General features: G+C 60.3%; 12 protein-coding genes. 5 read left to right on the top strand and 7 right to left on the bottom strand.

From position 1 onward, the window contains the following. Positions 1-18: 18 nt before the first annotated feature. Together V3330_RS05260 and V3330_RS05255 are read left to right on the top strand one after the other, a co-directional pair. Complete coding sequence (locus V3330_RS05260) at positions 19-1,062, top strand: thiolase family protein (RefSeq protein WP_354694343.1); 1,044 nt, start codon at positions 19-21, stop codon at positions 1,060-1,062. A gap of 50 nt (positions 1,063-1,112) precedes the next feature. After that, the gene (locus V3330_RS05255) at positions 1,113-1,496 is read left to right on the top strand and encodes a Zn-ribbon domain-containing OB-fold protein (protein ID WP_354694342.1); all 384 of its coding nucleotides are present in this window, start codon (positions 1,113-1,115) and stop codon (positions 1,494-1,496) included. Between the two features lie 66 nt (positions 1,497-1,562). On the opposite strand, the gene V3330_RS05250 is transcribed toward V3330_RS05255, so the two are convergent. The 6 genes from V3330_RS05250 to V3330_RS05225 all read right to left on the bottom strand — a co-directional run bounded on the left by V3330_RS05250 (position 1,563) and on the right by V3330_RS05225 (position 11,340). Continuing rightward, entirely contained in the window at positions 1,563-3,224 is a 1,662-nt protein-coding gene (locus V3330_RS05250; RefSeq protein ID WP_354694341.1) for an amidohydrolase, read from the bottom strand. 5 nt (positions 3,225-3,229) lie between these two features. Then, on the bottom strand, positions 3,230-4,492 hold the full coding sequence (locus V3330_RS05245) for an amidohydrolase family protein (protein WP_354694340.1): 1,263 nt from the start codon (positions 4,490-4,492) through the stop codon (positions 3,230-3,232). Between the two features lie 203 nt (positions 4,493-4,695). Further along, positions 4,696-6,966, bottom strand: coding sequence for a TonB-dependent receptor (locus V3330_RS05240; protein WP_354694339.1), 2,271 nt, complete (start codon positions 6,964-6,966; stop codon positions 4,696-4,698). A 70-nt stretch (positions 6,967-7,036) separates the two neighbouring features. Beyond that, positions 7,037-8,185: a c-type cytochrome gene (locus tag V3330_RS05235; RefSeq protein WP_354694338.1), complete on the bottom strand. Its 1,149-nt coding sequence runs from the start codon at positions 8,183-8,185 to the stop codon at positions 7,037-7,039. After that, the gene (locus V3330_RS05230; protein WP_354694337.1) at positions 8,166-9,710 is read right to left on the bottom strand and encodes an FAD-binding oxidoreductase; all 1,545 of its coding nucleotides are present in this window, start codon (positions 9,708-9,710) and stop codon (positions 8,166-8,168) included. Before V3330_RS05230 ends, V3330_RS05235 begins: the two co-directional genes overlap by 20 nt. 82 nt (positions 9,711-9,792) lie before the next feature. Then, positions 9,793-11,340: an aldehyde dehydrogenase family protein gene (locus tag V3330_RS05225; RefSeq protein WP_354694336.1), complete on the bottom strand. Its 1,548-nt coding sequence runs from the start codon at positions 11,338-11,340 to the stop codon at positions 9,793-9,795. A 242-nt stretch (positions 11,341-11,582) separates the two neighbouring features. Here V3330_RS05225 and V3330_RS05220 point away from each other — a divergent pair, with 242 nt between their 5' ends. After that, complete coding sequence (locus V3330_RS05220; RefSeq protein ID WP_354694335.1) at positions 11,583-13,700, top strand: PQQ-dependent dehydrogenase, methanol/ethanol family; 2,118 nt, start codon at positions 11,583-11,585, stop codon at positions 13,698-13,700. On the opposite strand, the gene V3330_RS05215 is transcribed toward V3330_RS05220, so the two are convergent. After that, on the bottom strand, positions 13,697-14,677 hold the full coding sequence (locus tag V3330_RS05215) for a LysR substrate-binding domain-containing protein (RefSeq protein ID WP_354694334.1): 981 nt from the start codon (positions 14,675-14,677) through the stop codon (positions 13,697-13,699). The genes V3330_RS05220 and V3330_RS05215 overlap by 4 nt on opposite strands. A 339-nt stretch (positions 14,678-15,016) precedes the next feature. Here V3330_RS05215 and V3330_RS05210 point away from each other — a divergent pair, with 339 nt between their 5' ends. Then, complete coding sequence (locus V3330_RS05210; protein ID WP_354694333.1) at positions 15,017-15,403, top strand: nuclear transport factor 2 family protein; 387 nt, start codon at positions 15,017-15,019, stop codon at positions 15,401-15,403. A gap of 111 nt (positions 15,404-15,514) precedes the next feature. Then, a complete protein-coding gene (locus V3330_RS05205) occupies positions 15,515-17,107 on the top strand; it encodes an ATP-dependent acyl-CoA ligase (protein ID WP_354694332.1) in 1,593 nt (530 codons plus the stop codon). The last annotated feature ends 2 nt before the right edge of the window (positions 17,108-17,109 follow it).

Raw genomic sequence — 17,109 nt, 5'->3', positions numbered from 1 at the left:
ATCACATCGGGACTGGACTTGCGCAAGGATCAGATCGACGGGCTCGCCATCTCCAGCCTTGGACTCGGACCGGACGGTTCGGCATTTCTCGCCGCGCATTTCGGACTCTCCCTGAGCTGGGTGGAAGACGTCTGCCTGGGAGGCGCGAGCGCCATTGCGGCACTCAGAAGAGCCATAAGCGCCATCCAGTCAGGCCACGCGGAAACCGTCGCCTGCATCGCAGGTGACGGTTTCAGCAAAGAACAGTTTCAAAAGAACATCGCAGAGTTCAGCTCCCGCACCGCACGGTCGATCTATCCTTACGGCGGGGCAGGCCCCAACCTGGTGTTCGCAATGATCACGCGCGCCTACATGGAACAGTATGGAGCCCAGCGAGAAGACTTCGGCCGTGTTTGCATAGCGCAGCGGGAGAATGCGAGCTTCAATCCCCATGCCCTGTTTCAAAAGCCCCTGACCATGGAGGAATACCTCCACGCACGACCAGTTGCCGAACCTCTACATCTTTATGATTGCGTACCGCCTTGCGCGGGAGCCGAGGGATTTCTCGTCACAACAACCGAGCGGGCCCGCGCGTTGAACGTGCCCTATGTGGAGGTACTGGCCTCGGAGGAAAACTGCAATGCCCTGCCCGATGAGTCGGTGCAACTACACGGCGGTTGGGATGCGTTCAGAGATCGGCTGTACGAGCGCGCCGCCGTCGGTCCGCGCGACATGGACTTTGTGCAGACGTACGACGATTATCCGGTCATGACGTTTCAACAGCTCGAGGGGCTCGGTTTTTGCGATACCGGCAGCGGATTCGAGTTCGTGCGCAAGCACTCGCTTACCTGCACGGGAGGTGGACTCCCGATGAATACCTGCGGGGGACAACTTTCTGCCGGGCAGGCCGGATTCGCCGGCGGCTTCCTGGGAGTTGTCGAAAGCATTCGTCAGTTGATTGGGTGCCCTCTGGGCCGCCAGGTTCCCAGGGCACGTCTGGGTCTCGTCAGCGGATTCGGAATGGTCGACTACGATCGCGGTCTGTGCAGCGCGGCGGCGATCCTTCGCCGAGCTGATTCCTGAAACGTCATCAAGGTTGGAGCCTGCCGAAATGAAATCGAGGATTTTCCCGAATGCAGCTTGAGTGGCTTCATTGTGCGCGCTGCGGTTCGCCACAGCACCCCGACGCGTATCTGTGTACTGAATGTTTGGGCGACGACCTGGCACCGAAACTGATCCCGGCACAAGGCCGCATCGAGAGCTGGACACGGCTGCACACGTCAATGGATCCCCTGTTTGCAGCTTTGCTGCCCTGGACCGTGGTGAGTATCAAGCTCAATGCGGGTCCCACGGTGATCGCACACTGGGCCGGCGAATCTCCTGAAACCGGTGCGGAAATCGAACTGACCACCATTGTTGACCCCGCCGGCCGCGAAGTCTTCGCCGCAGTGCCTTTGGGTGCCGATGCCACCAAGGTGCAGCAGATGCTTTTCAACACCGGAACAGGTATCACTTAACGCGTTGGCCTTCCCTGCATGAGCGGCGTTTCATCCGCTCACCTTGCCGGTCTGCCCGCCAACTGCTTAATTATCGGCACGGTAGACAATTTCTCCGGCAAAAACGGTCATGAGTACGAGCGACTCACCGATTCGTTCCGCTGGAATTTCAAAAAGGTTTTGATCCAGCACCGCCATGTCGGCCTGTTTTCCCACTTCGATTGAGCCGAATACGTCTTCCTTGCCAACCGACCGGGCTCCGTTGATCGTCAGAATCCGGATTCCGGTTTCCAGCGGAATCTCATGTCCCTGGCGGGTAAGCATGCCTTCGAGCGCGGGCAGCAGATTGGGATTTGGCAGAATGACCCAGTCGGTACCCGCGGTGAGAAGCGCACCCGATTCGAGCAGGCGGGGAAACGGAAAGGCTTCCTCCATTCCCGGCCAGCCGTGGTGCCAGATGGCGGGTGACATCTCCGCGACAGCGCCGAGCGCCGCCACGCGGGGGAGATCCGCCTCGGAGTACCAGACGCTGTGCGCGATTTCGTGCCCGATGCCGGAGTTTCCGTTCTCGGCGCGGGTATACTCAATGGCATCCAACGCTGCCCGCGCGGCACCGGTGCCCACGCAGTGCATTTTGACCTTGATACCCAGGCGGTCGAAGCGGGCCACTGTCCGATTCAGAACATCCGGGGCCAGCAAAAGTCGCTCTTCAGGCACGAGGCCGGTCTCCGGATCGAGGTCCGCGTGATTCGAATGTGGCGGCATCGGTGATCCGTCAATGACCAGTTTGACGAAATCGGTATCGACCCATTCGGAAGCGTACTCCGCACGATCCATGACCAGTCGATCGAGGTCTTCCCGGGTCGCCTCACCCAGCGCCGGCTGGCCCCATACGAGGTGCGCGGCAACCCGCAATGGCAAACCTTCCTCGCGATCCAGCGCCTGCAACTCCTCCAGAACCTGTTTGGTCGTCCCGGCGTCTTGCACCGAAGTAACACCATAGCGACCGTGCGAAGCCAGGACCCATTTGATCAACTTGCGCAAAGCCACGGGGTCCGGCGGCGGAATGCGCCGCTTCAACAACCAAACCGCATTTTCGACCAGTTCGCCCGTCGCGCGGCCATGCTCATCGCGAACGATCGTCCCGGCCGGCGGGTCGGGTGTCAGATCATCGATTTCAGCGATCTCCAGCGCCTTCGAATTTCCCAGCCCATGATGCCAGGAGTGCTCCACGATGAAGACCGGCCGGTCCGGAAAGTATCGATCGAGATAATCACGCGTGACCTGCTCCTCGGGAAACATGACCGGTGAATAAGTGGCAGCCAGGAGCCACTCATCGGGCTTCTTGCGACTCGCGCAATCTTGCAGCGCGGCAACGAACTGGGCCGGCGTTTCGCTCTGCGACACGTTACACCAGTAGGTCCATTTCGAGCCGTTCAGCTCTATATGGGTGTGCGCGTCGTGCAGGCCGGGCATGACGAACTGCCCATGCAGGTCAATGACTTCGGTCGACGGACCGACAAACCCCTTGACATCAGCCGTCGCGCCAACCGCGATGAACTTGCCGTCTGCGACTGCCACCGCCTCCACCCACGGCCGGGACTCGTCTACCGTGTAAAAGTGTCCATTGACGAATGCTATCTCCGCCTGCGCGGTTTCCGTACTGCCTTCCGCAAGGGCGGAACCCGGCGCTCCCATCAGGCCACAGAGCAAAAACAACAAACCCTGCACACACCGCTGAACCCACATTACCGCTACTCTCCGGAAGTATCTGTGTAAACTATTTTTCCTGCCTGGATCACGACGGCCGGACGAACCAGCGCGGTGATATCGTTGAGCGGATCTTCATCCAGAATCAACACATCGGCCCATTTTCCGTCCTCGATACTCCCGCCATCATCGGCCATTCCCATTACTTCGGCGGAATGCAAAGTGGCCGCCTGAATTACCTCAGCGGGACTCAACCCGCTTTCCATCAGGGCCTTCAGTTCGGCGGCATAAACCTCGCCGATCCGCAGCATGTCCAGCGGATTCGATTCCGTGCCGACTCCGAATATCAACCCGGCTTCTCGCATGGTCCGGAACGTCGCCAGAACGCTTTCCCGGTCATGCCCGATATTGGTTTCGAGCCACCGATTGCTGATGTGGGCGGAGCCCGAGACCTCCCGCAGATGATAGGCCAGGGTCGGGATGACCGGGATGCCCTCCACCGCCATCCGCCGGAGCAGCGCTGGGTCGTCCTCGCTGTACGGGTAGAGGTGATGCACACTGTCGACGCCGGCCGCGACGGACCGCATTCCGGAACTTCGTGACAGATCCTGAATTCCGCCGACGTGGGAGGTCACCCGCAATTTCCACGCGTGTGCCTCGTCGACGACGGCCTCCAGCTCCTCACGGGTCAGTGGCGGCAGAACCTTGATGAAATCCGCACCGTTCCTGACAGCCTCGCGAACGAGCTTCCGCATTTCCCACGGTCCGTCGCCAACAACCGCGAAGGCCGAATCCTCGTAAGGCTGAAACTCCGTCGGGTGCCCCCCGGATACGGTAATGGCCGGGCCGGAGACGAACAGCCGGGCGCCACCGACAAAGCCCATGCGCTGCCCCCGTTTGAGGGAAAATCCGACGTTGTTGCGCGATGCGACTTCAAACACGGTGGTCACGCCGATGCGCTGATAGTACTCGAGAAACTTCAGTGTCCGGAGCGCGTTGAGTACATCGTCTTCGGCATGAAACCCACCCGGCAAATAGAACGTCAGATGCGTATGCAGATCGAACAGGCCCGGGACGATCCACCGGCCTTTGGCATCCACGACCCGAGGCTTCGGCCCCGATGTATCCGCAGTCGCGTGACTGATCACACCGTCATGGAGCAGCAGTCCCGGATTTTCGCGCGGTGCCGCTCCGGTTCCATCAATCAGGGTGCCACCGACAATGCTCAGAAATGGAGGGCCATCATCCTCCCCCACAAAGTGGCGGGCATCGCCACTGTAGAGAAACGTGAGATCGCGTTCCAACATTCCCCCGCCCTCTGCATGGACAACGAGGGGAAGCCATACCAGCAGGACTAATACACAGGTTTTGAGGATCGAGGATCTCGCCATTGTCTTCCTTCACGGCAGTGGCCAAAAACTCGGTGGCGACCGATTGACATCGATCGCCACCGGATTCCGGCACTCCCGCCCGTTGCAGAGATCAGCGGTTTCAGAAAGTGATTCGCCAATCAATAGGTATAGGTGAGATTCAGACCGTAGGTACGGGGCTGCGCATACATGAACTGACCATAGCCGAGGTCACTGAACACAAACATGCGAGCCGCGTGCTCCTTGTCCGAAATATTTCGGACATACGCCTGCAATTTCCAGTTTTCACCCAGCCCCAGGGTCACGAGAGCGTTATGCTTGAAGTACGAATCCAACTCGGAGGAAGGATCGTTGAAGTTGTTTGCGTACCGCTCTGAGATGTAGTTGAAATCCCATTGAAGTCGCAGATCATAGTTGCCTCCCAGGGGTACGTCGTAGACAAACGTGCCGCTGGCAGTTATCTCCGGTGCGTTGGCCATCTCGCGATCTGCGACGTACGATGCGCTCGGCCCGACCACGTCTTCGATTTCCGTATCCAGATACGAGAAACCCAACTGCATGCTCAGGTTGTCGGTCAACAGGGCCTGGACTTCCATCTCACCACCGTAGGCCGTGGCATCACTGTTGACGATCAGTCCTCCGATGCCCACCCAGTTGAAGGTCTGGAAATCGCTGTAGTCGTAGTAGAAGACCGATCCGTTGAGTCGCAGACGGCCATCGAGGAATGTCGCTTTTTCACCCACCTCAAAGGCAATGTTCTTCTCATCGCCATACGGAATCAGACCCGTATCACTGGCCGCGGCCGCCGACAGGAATCCGTTGTTGAATCCACCGGCCTTGGTGCCTTGAGACACCGATGCATAGACGAGCACACCATCCGCGGGTTCGTAGTCTAGCTGGAGCCGCCACGAGTACAGATCATCGTCGTAGTTGCCCTCATAAGGATTGGGGATTCCGGGGCCGTCCGGCGGCAGGAAGCAGTTGGACGGAATCGGAAAACCGGGGCAGGACCTCAAGCTCGCATTGTCCTGATCCAGAAAGTCCTTCTTGTCGTGTGTCCAGCGGAATCCGGCTGTAAAGGTCCATTCCGGCGCGAAGGCATACTCGATGTGTCCGAACGCGGAGTAGGACTGGGTATCCTGAATCCAGTCTCCGGAGAGAGCGATCGGGAAAAACGCGCCATTGTACAAGCCGCTGGACGGATCGACCGCGCCCGGGCCATCCAGGGGCACATTGAAAACAGCCGCTGGCTGGTTGGTCGCGTCCTGGCTCAGGTAATAGACTCCTGCGGTCCACTGGAAGTCGCCGGAGGAGCGGCCGATACGCAGCTCCTGGGTGAACCAGTCGGATTGATAGGGGAATTCGGCGAAACAGATGACATTCGGACTCGCATCGCAATCCTCCACCAGATTTCGCTCGACGTCGTAGTAACCCGTGAGCGAGGTGAAAGAATATTCGCCAAAGTCCTTTTCGATACGGGCCAGGAAATGCGTACCTTCCTGATCCATTTCCTGCGGATCACTCGTGTAGGTGACGTTTCGATCTCCGCCACCGAAATCCTGCTCGTTATAGCCGGCGAAATCTGTGCCGTTCGGATTCAGTGAGGACAGTCCTGATACCGGATCAAAATTCAGCGGGATCTGTTCATAGTAGGAATGCACCGTGTCGATTTTGGAGTGCTCGCCCTTCAGGAGCACTGACCAGTCATTACCCGGCTCGAACAAGAGCTGAGCGCGAATCGCCGTATTGCCGGCTTCTCCGCCGTCGTCGAGCTCGGGATTGAGGTTCTCCACATAACCGTCCCGGTTGTGGGACAGCACCGCGACGCGGAACGAGGTGGTGTCGGAAATCGGCCCGCCCGCGGCCGCTTCGAACTTCAGATTGCTGAAGTTACCGACCTCGAGACTCGCAAATCCATTGAATTCCTGCGTCGGCTTGGCCGTGATGAAATGTGCCAGGCCACCCGTCGCGTTCCGGCCAAACAACGTGCCCTGGGGGCCGCGAAGAAACTCGACACGTTCCAGATCGAACAGTGCGAAGTCAACGGCGGGCACACTCACCAGGTAAAATTCGTCCACGTAGGTGGCGATGGGTGCTTCATGCCCTTCACCGAAATCATTCAGGCCGATGCCGCGAATGACGATATTCGCACTTGTTCCCGTGCCGTACGGTGAGTACGAATCGACGCCCGGCACCTTGGCGAGAACATCGAGCACGTTGCTGAACCCATAACTGCGAATGCTCTCGCCCGACAGAGCCGTGACGGATATGCCGACATCCTGCAGGCTCTGTTCACGCTTCTGAGCCGTGACGATAACCTCTTCCAGCGCCGATTGGGCCACAACCACCTGGCTCACTCCAATCGACAATGTCAGTGCAAAAACTACTAAATGTGTGTGGAACTTAAACATTACTGCTTCTCCTGCCCTTCATGTCCCCGGACCTCTTCACCCATTCAGAGGCAGCAGCCACTCATGGCCGCTACTCGTCTTGCAACGGGATTGAGGCACCTTTCAGTGTGGCTATATAGGCCAGCACATTTCGCGTGGCTTCCTCGTCGGCAAGCGCGACGGCGAAAGGCCGCATCTGGCTTCCGCGGACATCCTGTTCATGCGATCCGCGGAGCTCATTTTGAAAATTCCGTATCTGCGTCAGTTGGTACCAGTCCTGCAGCCCGGCCAATGCCGGCGCACCCAACTGGGGCATACCTTCGCCGTTCTCGCCATGGCAGCTCACGCACTGACTGGCGTAGACTTCCTGGCCCCGTTCGGCATTACCTCCAAGCGTCCCTGGTGCATGCACATCCGGCAGAGACTCGATATACGCGGCGACATCCCGAACGGCCCGGTCTCCGGACAGTGCCTTCGCGCGTCCATTCATCTGCCAACCATAGAAATCCGTGACGCCACCGCGCACATCTTCCCGGAAGTGGCGCAACTGTCTGACGAGGTAGTCGATACCCTGGATCGTGAGATTGGGCGCATGCATGGCGGGATTTCCCCCACCATCGATGCCGTGGCAGGCAACGCAGGTTGTGAAGTAGGCTTTTCCACGCTCGGAGTCGGCGGGCGCGAATGCCTCGATCAATTCACCCGAATCGGTGATCTCCTCGAACCGGACTATCAATCCGTCGCGGACCGTGAAGACATGCACCCAGTCCGCCTGGTATTCGCCGCCCGTCCGGCGGTGCACGGCCCGTTCCCAGCCGAGCACACTGACGACGTCATCCTCGACCGAATAATGCCGCTGGCCGATGGCCTGAACGGCGATGGTCTCGGCAATGAGAGTAAAGAACTGCTCGACACCTGCGCGGCCCTTGAAAGTGCCGGCATACGGAATCCGGTGTTCCGGACCATGAAATACCCAGGCGACTTCGGGATGGACCAGAGAAAGAATCTCCTGCAGGTCATTCTCGCCGAACGCCTTGTACAGTTCCTGTACAACGGCAGCCGGGTCGCTCTCGGAAGACTGAGCGCTTGAAGATGGCGCGACAGTGAGTGCGACGAGGGTCAGCAGGGCGACCAGGCACCATGCTCCCAGGCGCCCTGCGAATTGGGGGTACACGGCGTCGGGCTGCGGTGCATGCGATTCCAGGTTCATCATCACCACCTCATACCCGCAGGAAATCATGGAACACACCTTCGGGGTCGAACTTCCCCCGAAGCTCCTGCAGCCGTTTCCAGTTCTCGGGGGCGAAACAGCGGTGCGTTATATCGGATCGCGTCTCCCGGTCGAACTCGTTGATGTAATAGCCAGAAGCCAGGGGTTGCAGGTCATCAAACAGATCGCGCAACCACGCCTGGTTGGCGGGGTCGTCAGCCGCGTGGTCCCACTGCGCATAGCCGGCCAGATAGCATTTTCCCGTGGAGGAATATGCGGCTTCCGGGAATTCCAGTTCGCCCTTGTACAGGAAGACCGGAGTATTTCCGGCCGAAGGCGCCGCTGGCATGTGTTGTCTGACAACCTTGGCCGCCTCTACCGGTTCGTTCGTGTAGATGTTGTCCGCACGGGCCCGGCGCTGCGGAAACGGCCCTTCGTTCTCCTGGTAAAGGATCTCCAATGAAGACGCGTGGCCCAGGAACTTCTCGATCGCATTGCCTGACTGCGGATGCCGGCGAATCGGGGCCAGGATGCTGTCCGCCTCGTCAGCCGTATCAGCGAAAGCCATCGCACTGAGCACCACGACATGCCTGCATTCCTCCGCCCCGCACTTCTTAGCCAGCTCGGGCGACGCGGGCACAACCACGGTCAGCATCTCCAATGCGGGGTCCACCGCGGGACCAATCTCCTCCATCATCGCCACCGTTCCGATCAGCTCGGAATACGGAAATATCAGCGTATCGGTGGTGATCGCAGCCGGCAGCGGGTGGCACTGGAGGTAGAACCGGGTGACCACGCAGAAGAGCCCGGGACCGCCGCCCCGCACGGCCCAGAACAGCTCGGCGTTCTGTTCCTCGTTGGCGTGCAGCTTCTCACCGTCCGCGGTAATGAGATCGACGGCCTTGATGTTGAACACGCTCATGCCGCCCCACTTGTTGCCGTTCAGACCGAGCCCGCCACCCATCAGGAAACCACTTAGCGGAACCATGCCGCAGTGCGCGGTCGGGAAGGCCAGCCCCACCTGGCGAAGCCGTTCGTTCAAGTCGCGCCCGAGCACGCCCGGCCCGATGACCGCGGTGCGCGTTTCGGTGTCGATCTCGACCGACCGCAAGTGCGAAATGTCCAGCAGAATGCCGCTGTCGCGCATGTAACAGCCGCTCCAGCTATGCCCCCCGCTGCGCACCTTGATCGGCAGGTGGTGGCGTTTCGCGAAGGCGATGGTCGCCACCACGTCGTCCTCACCCTCGGCCTGCACGATCATGTCCGGATAACGGCCGAACTTGCGGTAGTTCCAGGCCATGCTGCGCCGCCAGGGCTCGTAATTCGGTGCATCACGCAGAACGACAGTGCCCTGAATCTCGCCCCGGAATGCGTCAATTTCGCGAGACGACGGCAGTGCACCCACAGCCAGCAATCGAGTACTGAACGGCAAGGTCGCCCCGACTGCCAGAGCCTGGCCCGTTGCCGTGACCAGGCGACGCCGCTCCAGATCGACTCCTGGCTGGCGGTCTCGCGGTACGCAACTGTCATTCATTCGCTTTGCATCTTTTTTCATATCCGACTCACTCAGTCAGTTCATCGCCCGCCGGCAGCCATGTTTTCGACGCGGCCAGCGGACGGATTTCGGAAAACATTCATCAGCCGAGACCGCTCTTCAGCGACAGATAATTGGCTTTCAACCGGGTGTTGGCCAGCACCGATTCCTTGCCGAGATCGGTACCGACACCAGACTGCTTGAAGCCGCTGAATGGCACGCCGACATCGAGGACGTTGTGCACATTGACCCAAATGGACCCCGCGTCAACGGCACGGCTGAAGGCGTGCGCCACGTCGAGATCGCGTGTGAACACGCTTGCGCCCAGCCCATAGTCATGATCATTGGCCAGTGCGACCGCTTCCTTCAGGTCGCGGAACGGCTGCGCAACGAGTACCGGGCCGAAGATTTCCTCGCGGACAACGCACATGTCCCGCTGGATATCGGTCAGCACCGTTGGCTCAAAATAGAACCCGGGATGATCCGGTTTGCTCCCACCCACGCGGACTTCGGCACCTTCGCTTACGCCCTGCCGGACCAGAGAATCAACTCGATCCTGTTGGGCGCGGGAAACGAGCGGCCCCATCTCGGCCCGGGAATCCAGGCTGGGGCCCAGCCGGATCGACCGGGCGATTTCGACGACACCGTCGACCACCTCATCGAACACAGACTGCTCGACATAAAGGCGCGAGCCGGCACAGCAGTTCTGCCCCTGGTTCGCAAAGATCGCCCAGGCCGCCGCCGGAATCGCCTGTTCCAGATCGGCGTCCGCCATGATGACCACAGGGGACTTTCCGCCGAGTTCCAGGGTGACCGGCTTGAGCAGCCCCCCGGCGATCTCGCCAATTCGCCGCCCAACCGCGGTCGACCCCGTGAACGAGATCTTGTCCACACCAGGGTGAGTGACCAGGGCTTCGCCGGCGACCGGCCCGCCGCCGGTCACGACGTTGAGGACTCCGGGCGGAAATCCCGCTTCCAGAGCCAGTTCGCCCAGCATCAACGCCGTCAACGGCGTCAGCTCCGCGGGCTTCAGCACCACGGTGCAGCCCGCCGCCAACGCCGGGGCGACTTTCCATGTGGCGATACACATCGGCACGTTCCAGGGGGTGATGGCACCCACCACCCCGATGGGTTCACGAACCGTGTATGTCAGGAAATTCGCGCCAGGCATGTAGGGAACAGACGCGGGCAGCGTCTCACCGTGAATCTTCGAGGGCCAGCCCGCCATGTAACGCAGAATATGCGCGGAGAACTCCGCGTCGACGACACGAGTGTCACCCACTTTCCGGCCACTTTCGATCGCCTCGATCTCGGCGATAACGTCGGCTTGATCTTCGATGAGGTCGGCCAGCTTCAGCATGAGCCGCTCCCGCTCGTCCGGCCGCAGACTTTTCCAGTCGCCTTCGTCCAGGGCAGACCGTGCTGAACGGACAGCGCGGTCGATATCGTCAGCAGTTCCGTCCGCCGCCGTTGCGACCTCAGCGCCAGACGACGGATCGAGCACAGTCAGCCTGCCATCGCCATTACTGGAGACACTCTCTCCCCCGATAAGCAGGTCATGCGTTCGACGCAGATACTCGCGAGTCGCGGCGGATGCGACATCGAGATCGTTCGACAACTGGGGTGCGGTTGCGTCTTGAGGGTGTGCCATAGGATGCCTGTTGCAATTCGATTCGTCAGCCGTTCACCATGAACGCCGCCTGCGGTCTTTCGATGGGCTCCTTCCCATGGCTCCGACCTGACAGTTTGGCCAGCTAGAACCATCTTAGTCGGCGCCCGCGCCGGGCGGCCAATCATTAATCGTGATAGATCACTATTTCCCAGTTTTCACGAAGTTGTGTGCTATCGTCCGCACCGTTCGAGCCTTGCCCGCGACCCTGGTGACGTACGCACATGAACGACATTGCAACGAACGATTCCGCAACCATGAAGCCCCGAATGTCCTTCAAGGGTATGGCTTTGCCGTGCACGGCAGCTCTGGTGCTGATGGCGGCAGGATGCAAGGCGCCGTCTGATGACGCGTCTCCCTCCACAGAACCGACTGCCGCCAACGAACGTGTCGAGAACACGGACTGGCCCCGGCACGGCTACAACGCCGCGGAGCAGCGATTTTCGCCACTTGCACAGATTCAGCAGAACAACGTTCATGAGCTCGGACTGGCCTGGACGCACTCCCTGCAGGACTACCGCGGGCTGGAGGCCACACCCATCGTGGTCGACGGCCGCATGTACCTCACCGGCAACTGGAGCCGGGTGTACGCATTCGATGCCGCGACCGGCGAACGGCTATGGAGCCATGACCCCGAAGTGCCCGGCGAGTGGGCCCGCAAGGGCTGCTGCGATGTCGTCAATCGAGGTGTCGCGGTCTGGCAGGGCCAGGTATTCGTCGCCACGTTCGATGGCCGGCTCCTCGCACTCGATGCAGAAGACGGCACCGTCCTCTGGGAAGTCGATACCATCGACCGGCAGCGTCCCTACACGATTACCGGCGCACCCCGCGTCGTGCGCGGGAACGTCATCATAGGCAACGGCGGTGCCGAGTTCGGTGTGCGCGGTTACATCACCGCCTACGACGCCATGACCGGCGAGTTGGCCTGGCGGTTCTATACCGTTCCCGCTGCGCCCGACGGGCCGTTCGAACACCCTGAACTCGAAGCCGCCGCGAAAACCTGGAGCGAGGATGGCGCCTGGCGCGAGACCGGGGGCGGTGGAACGGCCTGGGACTCGATGGCCTATGACCCCGAACTGAACCTGTTGTATGTCGGAACCGGTAATGGCCACCCGCACGCACGACACCTGAGAAGCCCGGGTGGTGGCGACAACCTGTATCTCTCCAGCATTCTCGCACTGGATGCGGACACCGGCCGGATGGCCTGGCATTACCAGACAACGCCGGCCGACAGCTGGGATTACACCGCCACGCAAAGCATCATCCTGGCTGACCTCCACATCGACGGCAAACCACGGCAGGTCCTGATGCAGGCGCCGAAGAACGGCTTTTTCTATGTCCTGGACCGAGCCTCCGGCGAACTGTTGTCGGCCGAAAAGTACGCGACTGCGACCTGGGCCAGTCATGTCGATCTCTCCACCGGCCGACCCGTCGAAACCGGACAGGGCGAGTACAGCGAACAGGACCGCCTCGTCTACCCCTCCGAACTGGGCGGGCACAACTGGCATTCCATGGCGTTCAGCCCGCAGACCGGGCTCGCCTACATTCCCGCGCTCGAAATACCCTGGGTATATTCACCCACCGATTTTTACCTCTTCGACCTGAACGTGCCGCATCTCGACGAACTTCGGCGCGGCCAGCCCGACGTCGACCACGGAGGCTACCTGCGCGCCTGGGATCCTGTCAGGCAGAAGCTAGCCTGGGAGGTCAGGCTCCCTGCGCTGATCAACGGCGGCGTACTCGCCACGGCCGGAGATCTCGTTTTCCAGGGGAGCCAGGACGGCTACCTGCACGTTTACAGCGCGACGGACGGTACCCGGCTTCACAGCATATTTACCGGCGTGGGTATCATCGCCGCTCCGATCACCTACGCGATCAACGGAACGCAGTACATCGCGGTTCTCGCAGGCTACGGCGGTGCGACCCACTTCATGCTGTCACCGTCTGCCGCGGCCCACGAGTACCAGAATGACGGGCGGATTCTCGTTTTCAGGTTAGGCGGAGAGGCGGTACCGTTGCCCCCCAAGCGAGCCGCAAAAACAGTCGAGGCGGCGGTGAATCCGCCGACGATGACGCCGGATATCCAGCGCGGACAGGAGATTTATCTTCGAAACTGTGGATTCTGTCACGGCATGTCCGGCACCACACCGTTGCTGCCGGACCTGAGCCGCGTGCGCGTGATGGGCTACGACGCCTTCCGCCTCATCGTGATGGAAGGCGTACTGGCGACCCGGGGTATGGCAAGCTTTTCGGATGTGCTGTCGGAAGAAGACCTGGAAAATCTCTATCAGGCGATCGCCGCAGGCGCACACAACACGCCAGGTACGGCGGATATTCCCTAGTCGGAGCCGGATGACACCTGTGCTGAGCCCTCGCGCCTGCCGGGCACACCATCCTCGAGAACGACCTGCTTGGCCAGGCGCCGGAACCACTGGTGCCCTTCGTCCTCCGCGAAGTGGCTGTGCCACATCTGATAGACGATGACGGCGTCATCGTACACCGGATTTTTCAGTACCTGCAGGTCCATGACGTCCGCGTAGAATTCCGCCAGCCGTTGCGGCATGGTCGCGATGAGGTTGGTATTGGCCACAACTCCGGGCAGGACCGTCAGGTGTGATACCTCCACGACGACCTTGCGTTGCAGGTCACCACTCTCCAGCGCACGTTCGATACGCGGCTGGTGGGACCGGGTAGGCCGAAGCGCCACATGCTCAGCCGCAAGGTATTGTTCCAGGTTCAGTTCACCTTCGATTTCCGGGTGGTTTCGGCGCACCAGGCAATAACCGTCATCCTCGAACAACGGTTCACAAAAATATTCCTGGTCATCGATACGGACCCAGTCCCACGCCAGGTCCACCGTGCCGGCCCGAAGCTCGACAGCCAGCGAAGCCCCTGCATTGGGCAGGCAAATGACTTCGACGCCCGGCGCCTGCTCCGCCAGCTTCCGGACCAGCCGAGGCAGGAAATAGAACTCACCATAATCAGTAAGTGCAACGGTAAAGGTACGGTTTGAGGTTTCCGGGCGAAAGCGGTCCTCCACCACCAGCGTACCTTCGAGATACCGAAGCGCTTCCTGAATCGGTTGCGCCAGTTCCTGGGCCCGCGGCGAAGGCATCATTCCTTCGGCCGTCCGAACAAACAGCGGATCATCGTACATTTCCCTCAGCCGTTTGAGGGCGTTACTCACGGCGGGCTGCGAGACACACAACATCTGGGCCGCCTTGCTGATGTTCTGCTCGCAGTAAATCGCGTAGAACACCTTCAACAGGTTCAAATCGACGTTGCGAAATCGATTTGACAGTTGGTTCAGATGTTTCATGTACAGGATTCCGAGGTTATATGCTTCAGCCGGCGAATTGGTTATTGAACAATGGCTCACGTGCTTCCAGGATCGCATCCAATTGCCCGCCAGCATAAGTTTACGGTGAATACTCGCGTATTAATACCAGTGATTTTTCTGTTCCAACCGGGAAGGTTAAAGTGGCACTCAAGGCCCTCGGTAATATGGTTCCGCAGGCGCATCACGCATAGGAGAAGTGTAGTGCACGTATGGAGAAATTGTCGGCTCCTGTCGGTTTTGCTTGTCATCGCATGCGCCATTGGTGCCTGCTCGAAACCTCAGGGCAACGACCAGGAGACAACGAAATCGGAGTCGGAGATGACGGAAATCGTGAAGCGCATGTACGACACCCTGATCGCCGGTGACATGGAGGGCGCCTTCGCCACCATGGCCGAAGACATTCGCTGGGTCTACTACGGCGGCGAAGGCGTGATCCCGTTCTCGGGGGTGTATGAAGGCCATGATGGCGTGACCAGGTTCTTCGCCGACTACGGCTCCGCCGCCGAACCGCTGGGCATGGATCTGCAGAGTTTCCATGCCTCGGGCGACACCGTCTTCGTAACGGGGATCGAGAACTCCCGGGTTATCGCCACGGGAAAAACGTATGCGGCGCCGTGGGTGCATGTGTTCAGGATCGCCGATGGAAAAATCGTGAGTTACGAGGAGTACATCGACTCCGCGCTTGTCGCGGCGGCCTTTCAGTGACTCGCGGGACGTACCTTCGACCTCGCTCGTCGACTCCTCTTGACCAGATGTGAAGTGAACATGGACGCCCGACCACACGTTGACGAGGAAAGCACCGCCCCGAGCGCGGGCATGCTACGACGAAAACTCCCATTTGGTGCGCAAACGCTTCCGCGCCTGCTCCAGATTCAGGCGGCTCTGGGCGACAAACCCCTGATCACCTCAGGTGGCCGGCAAATGACGTACGCAGACGCACCTGCCGTCGCCGCGCGAACGGCCGGTTTCCTGACCGAAGCCGGGCTGCGCCCAGGCGATCGGGTAATCACTCTGCTCTCCAATCGCATCGAACTCATCGAACTGTGGTTCGGGTTGAGTTGGGCCGGTGCGGTGATGGTGCCGCTGAATACCGCATTGCGCGGCGCACCGCTCGAACACGCCATCAGGACGGCAACCCCGAAGTTCATCGTTGTCGAAAAAGACCTGCTTCCATTGATCGAGTCGGTGCCCGACTCCGTTTCCGGCGCGGACGCGATCTTTGTCGTCGACCCGGATGAAGCGACCGCGAATGCCTCCGTCGGAGGCGTGAAGATTCTTGCACTGAGGCGGAGCGAGACACTGCCGGAACCGCACCCCGTACAGCCTTCGGACCCTGCGGCAATCCTCTTCACCTCCGGGACCACGGGCCCCTCGAAGGGGGTCGTGTGCCCGCAGGCGCAGTTCTACTGGTGGGGTGTATTGACCGGCGAATCACTAGGCATCGGAACGGAAGACGTCGTCTTCACGACCTTGCCCATGTTTCACACCAACGCGCTCAATGCGCTGTGGCAGGCCATGCTGGCCGGCTGCACGTACTCGTTCATGACACGTTTTTCGGCCAGCCGTTTCTGGTCTGAGGCCAGAGATCATGGCGCAACCGTGACTTACCTGCTCGGTGCGATCGCCCAGATACTGCTGAAACAACCGGCGTCCGCAACGGACCGGGAGCATCGAATCCGCGTCGCCCTGTCTCCGGCCACGCCGATCGAAATGGTCGAGGCATTCCGATCCCGCTTCGGCATCGAACTGGTCGAGGGTTACGGCTCCACCGAAACGAACTACATCTTTTCCAACACGATCGGCTCATGCCCGGCAGGAACGATGGGCCGGGTCCAGCCCGGCTTCCAGGTCCGAATCGTCGACGAGAACGACCGCGACCTGCCCGACGGAACGGCCGGTGAGCTTCTGGTCCGGCATGAGGAACCCTACAGCATGGCCACCGGCTACTTCGGAAATGCCGAGGCAACGGTGGAAGCCTGGAAGGATCTCTGGTTTCGCACCGGCGACCGCATTTATCGCGATGCCGATGGCGTATACCACTTCCTGGACCGCATCAAGGACGCCATCCGGCGACGCGGAGAAAACATCTCTTCGTGGGAAGTGGAAAATGCCTTGTCTTTGCATCCGGATGTCGCCAACGCCGCGGCCGTCGGGGTGAAGTCCGAGATGACCGAAGAAGAGGTCATGGCATTCGTCGAACTAAAGAAAGGCACTTCACCCACCCCGGAAGCACTGGTGCGGTTCCTGGAGGACCACCTGGCCTATTTCGCCATCCCCCGCTACTGGAACTTCGTAACGGAGTTGCCCATGACCGAGAACGGCAAGGTGAAAAAGCACGTGCTTCGTGACGAGGGTGTGACAGACAGGACCTGGGATCGTGAGCGCGCCGGAGTCAGGTTGGGGCGGTAGAT

It is taken from the genome of Elongatibacter sediminis, assembly GCF_037892215.1.
GTDB classification, from domain to species: domain Bacteria; phylum Pseudomonadota; class Gammaproteobacteria; order Xanthomonadales; family SZUA-36; genus Elongatibacter; species Elongatibacter sediminis.
This window is presented reverse-complemented; position numbering and strand designations above follow the sequence as displayed.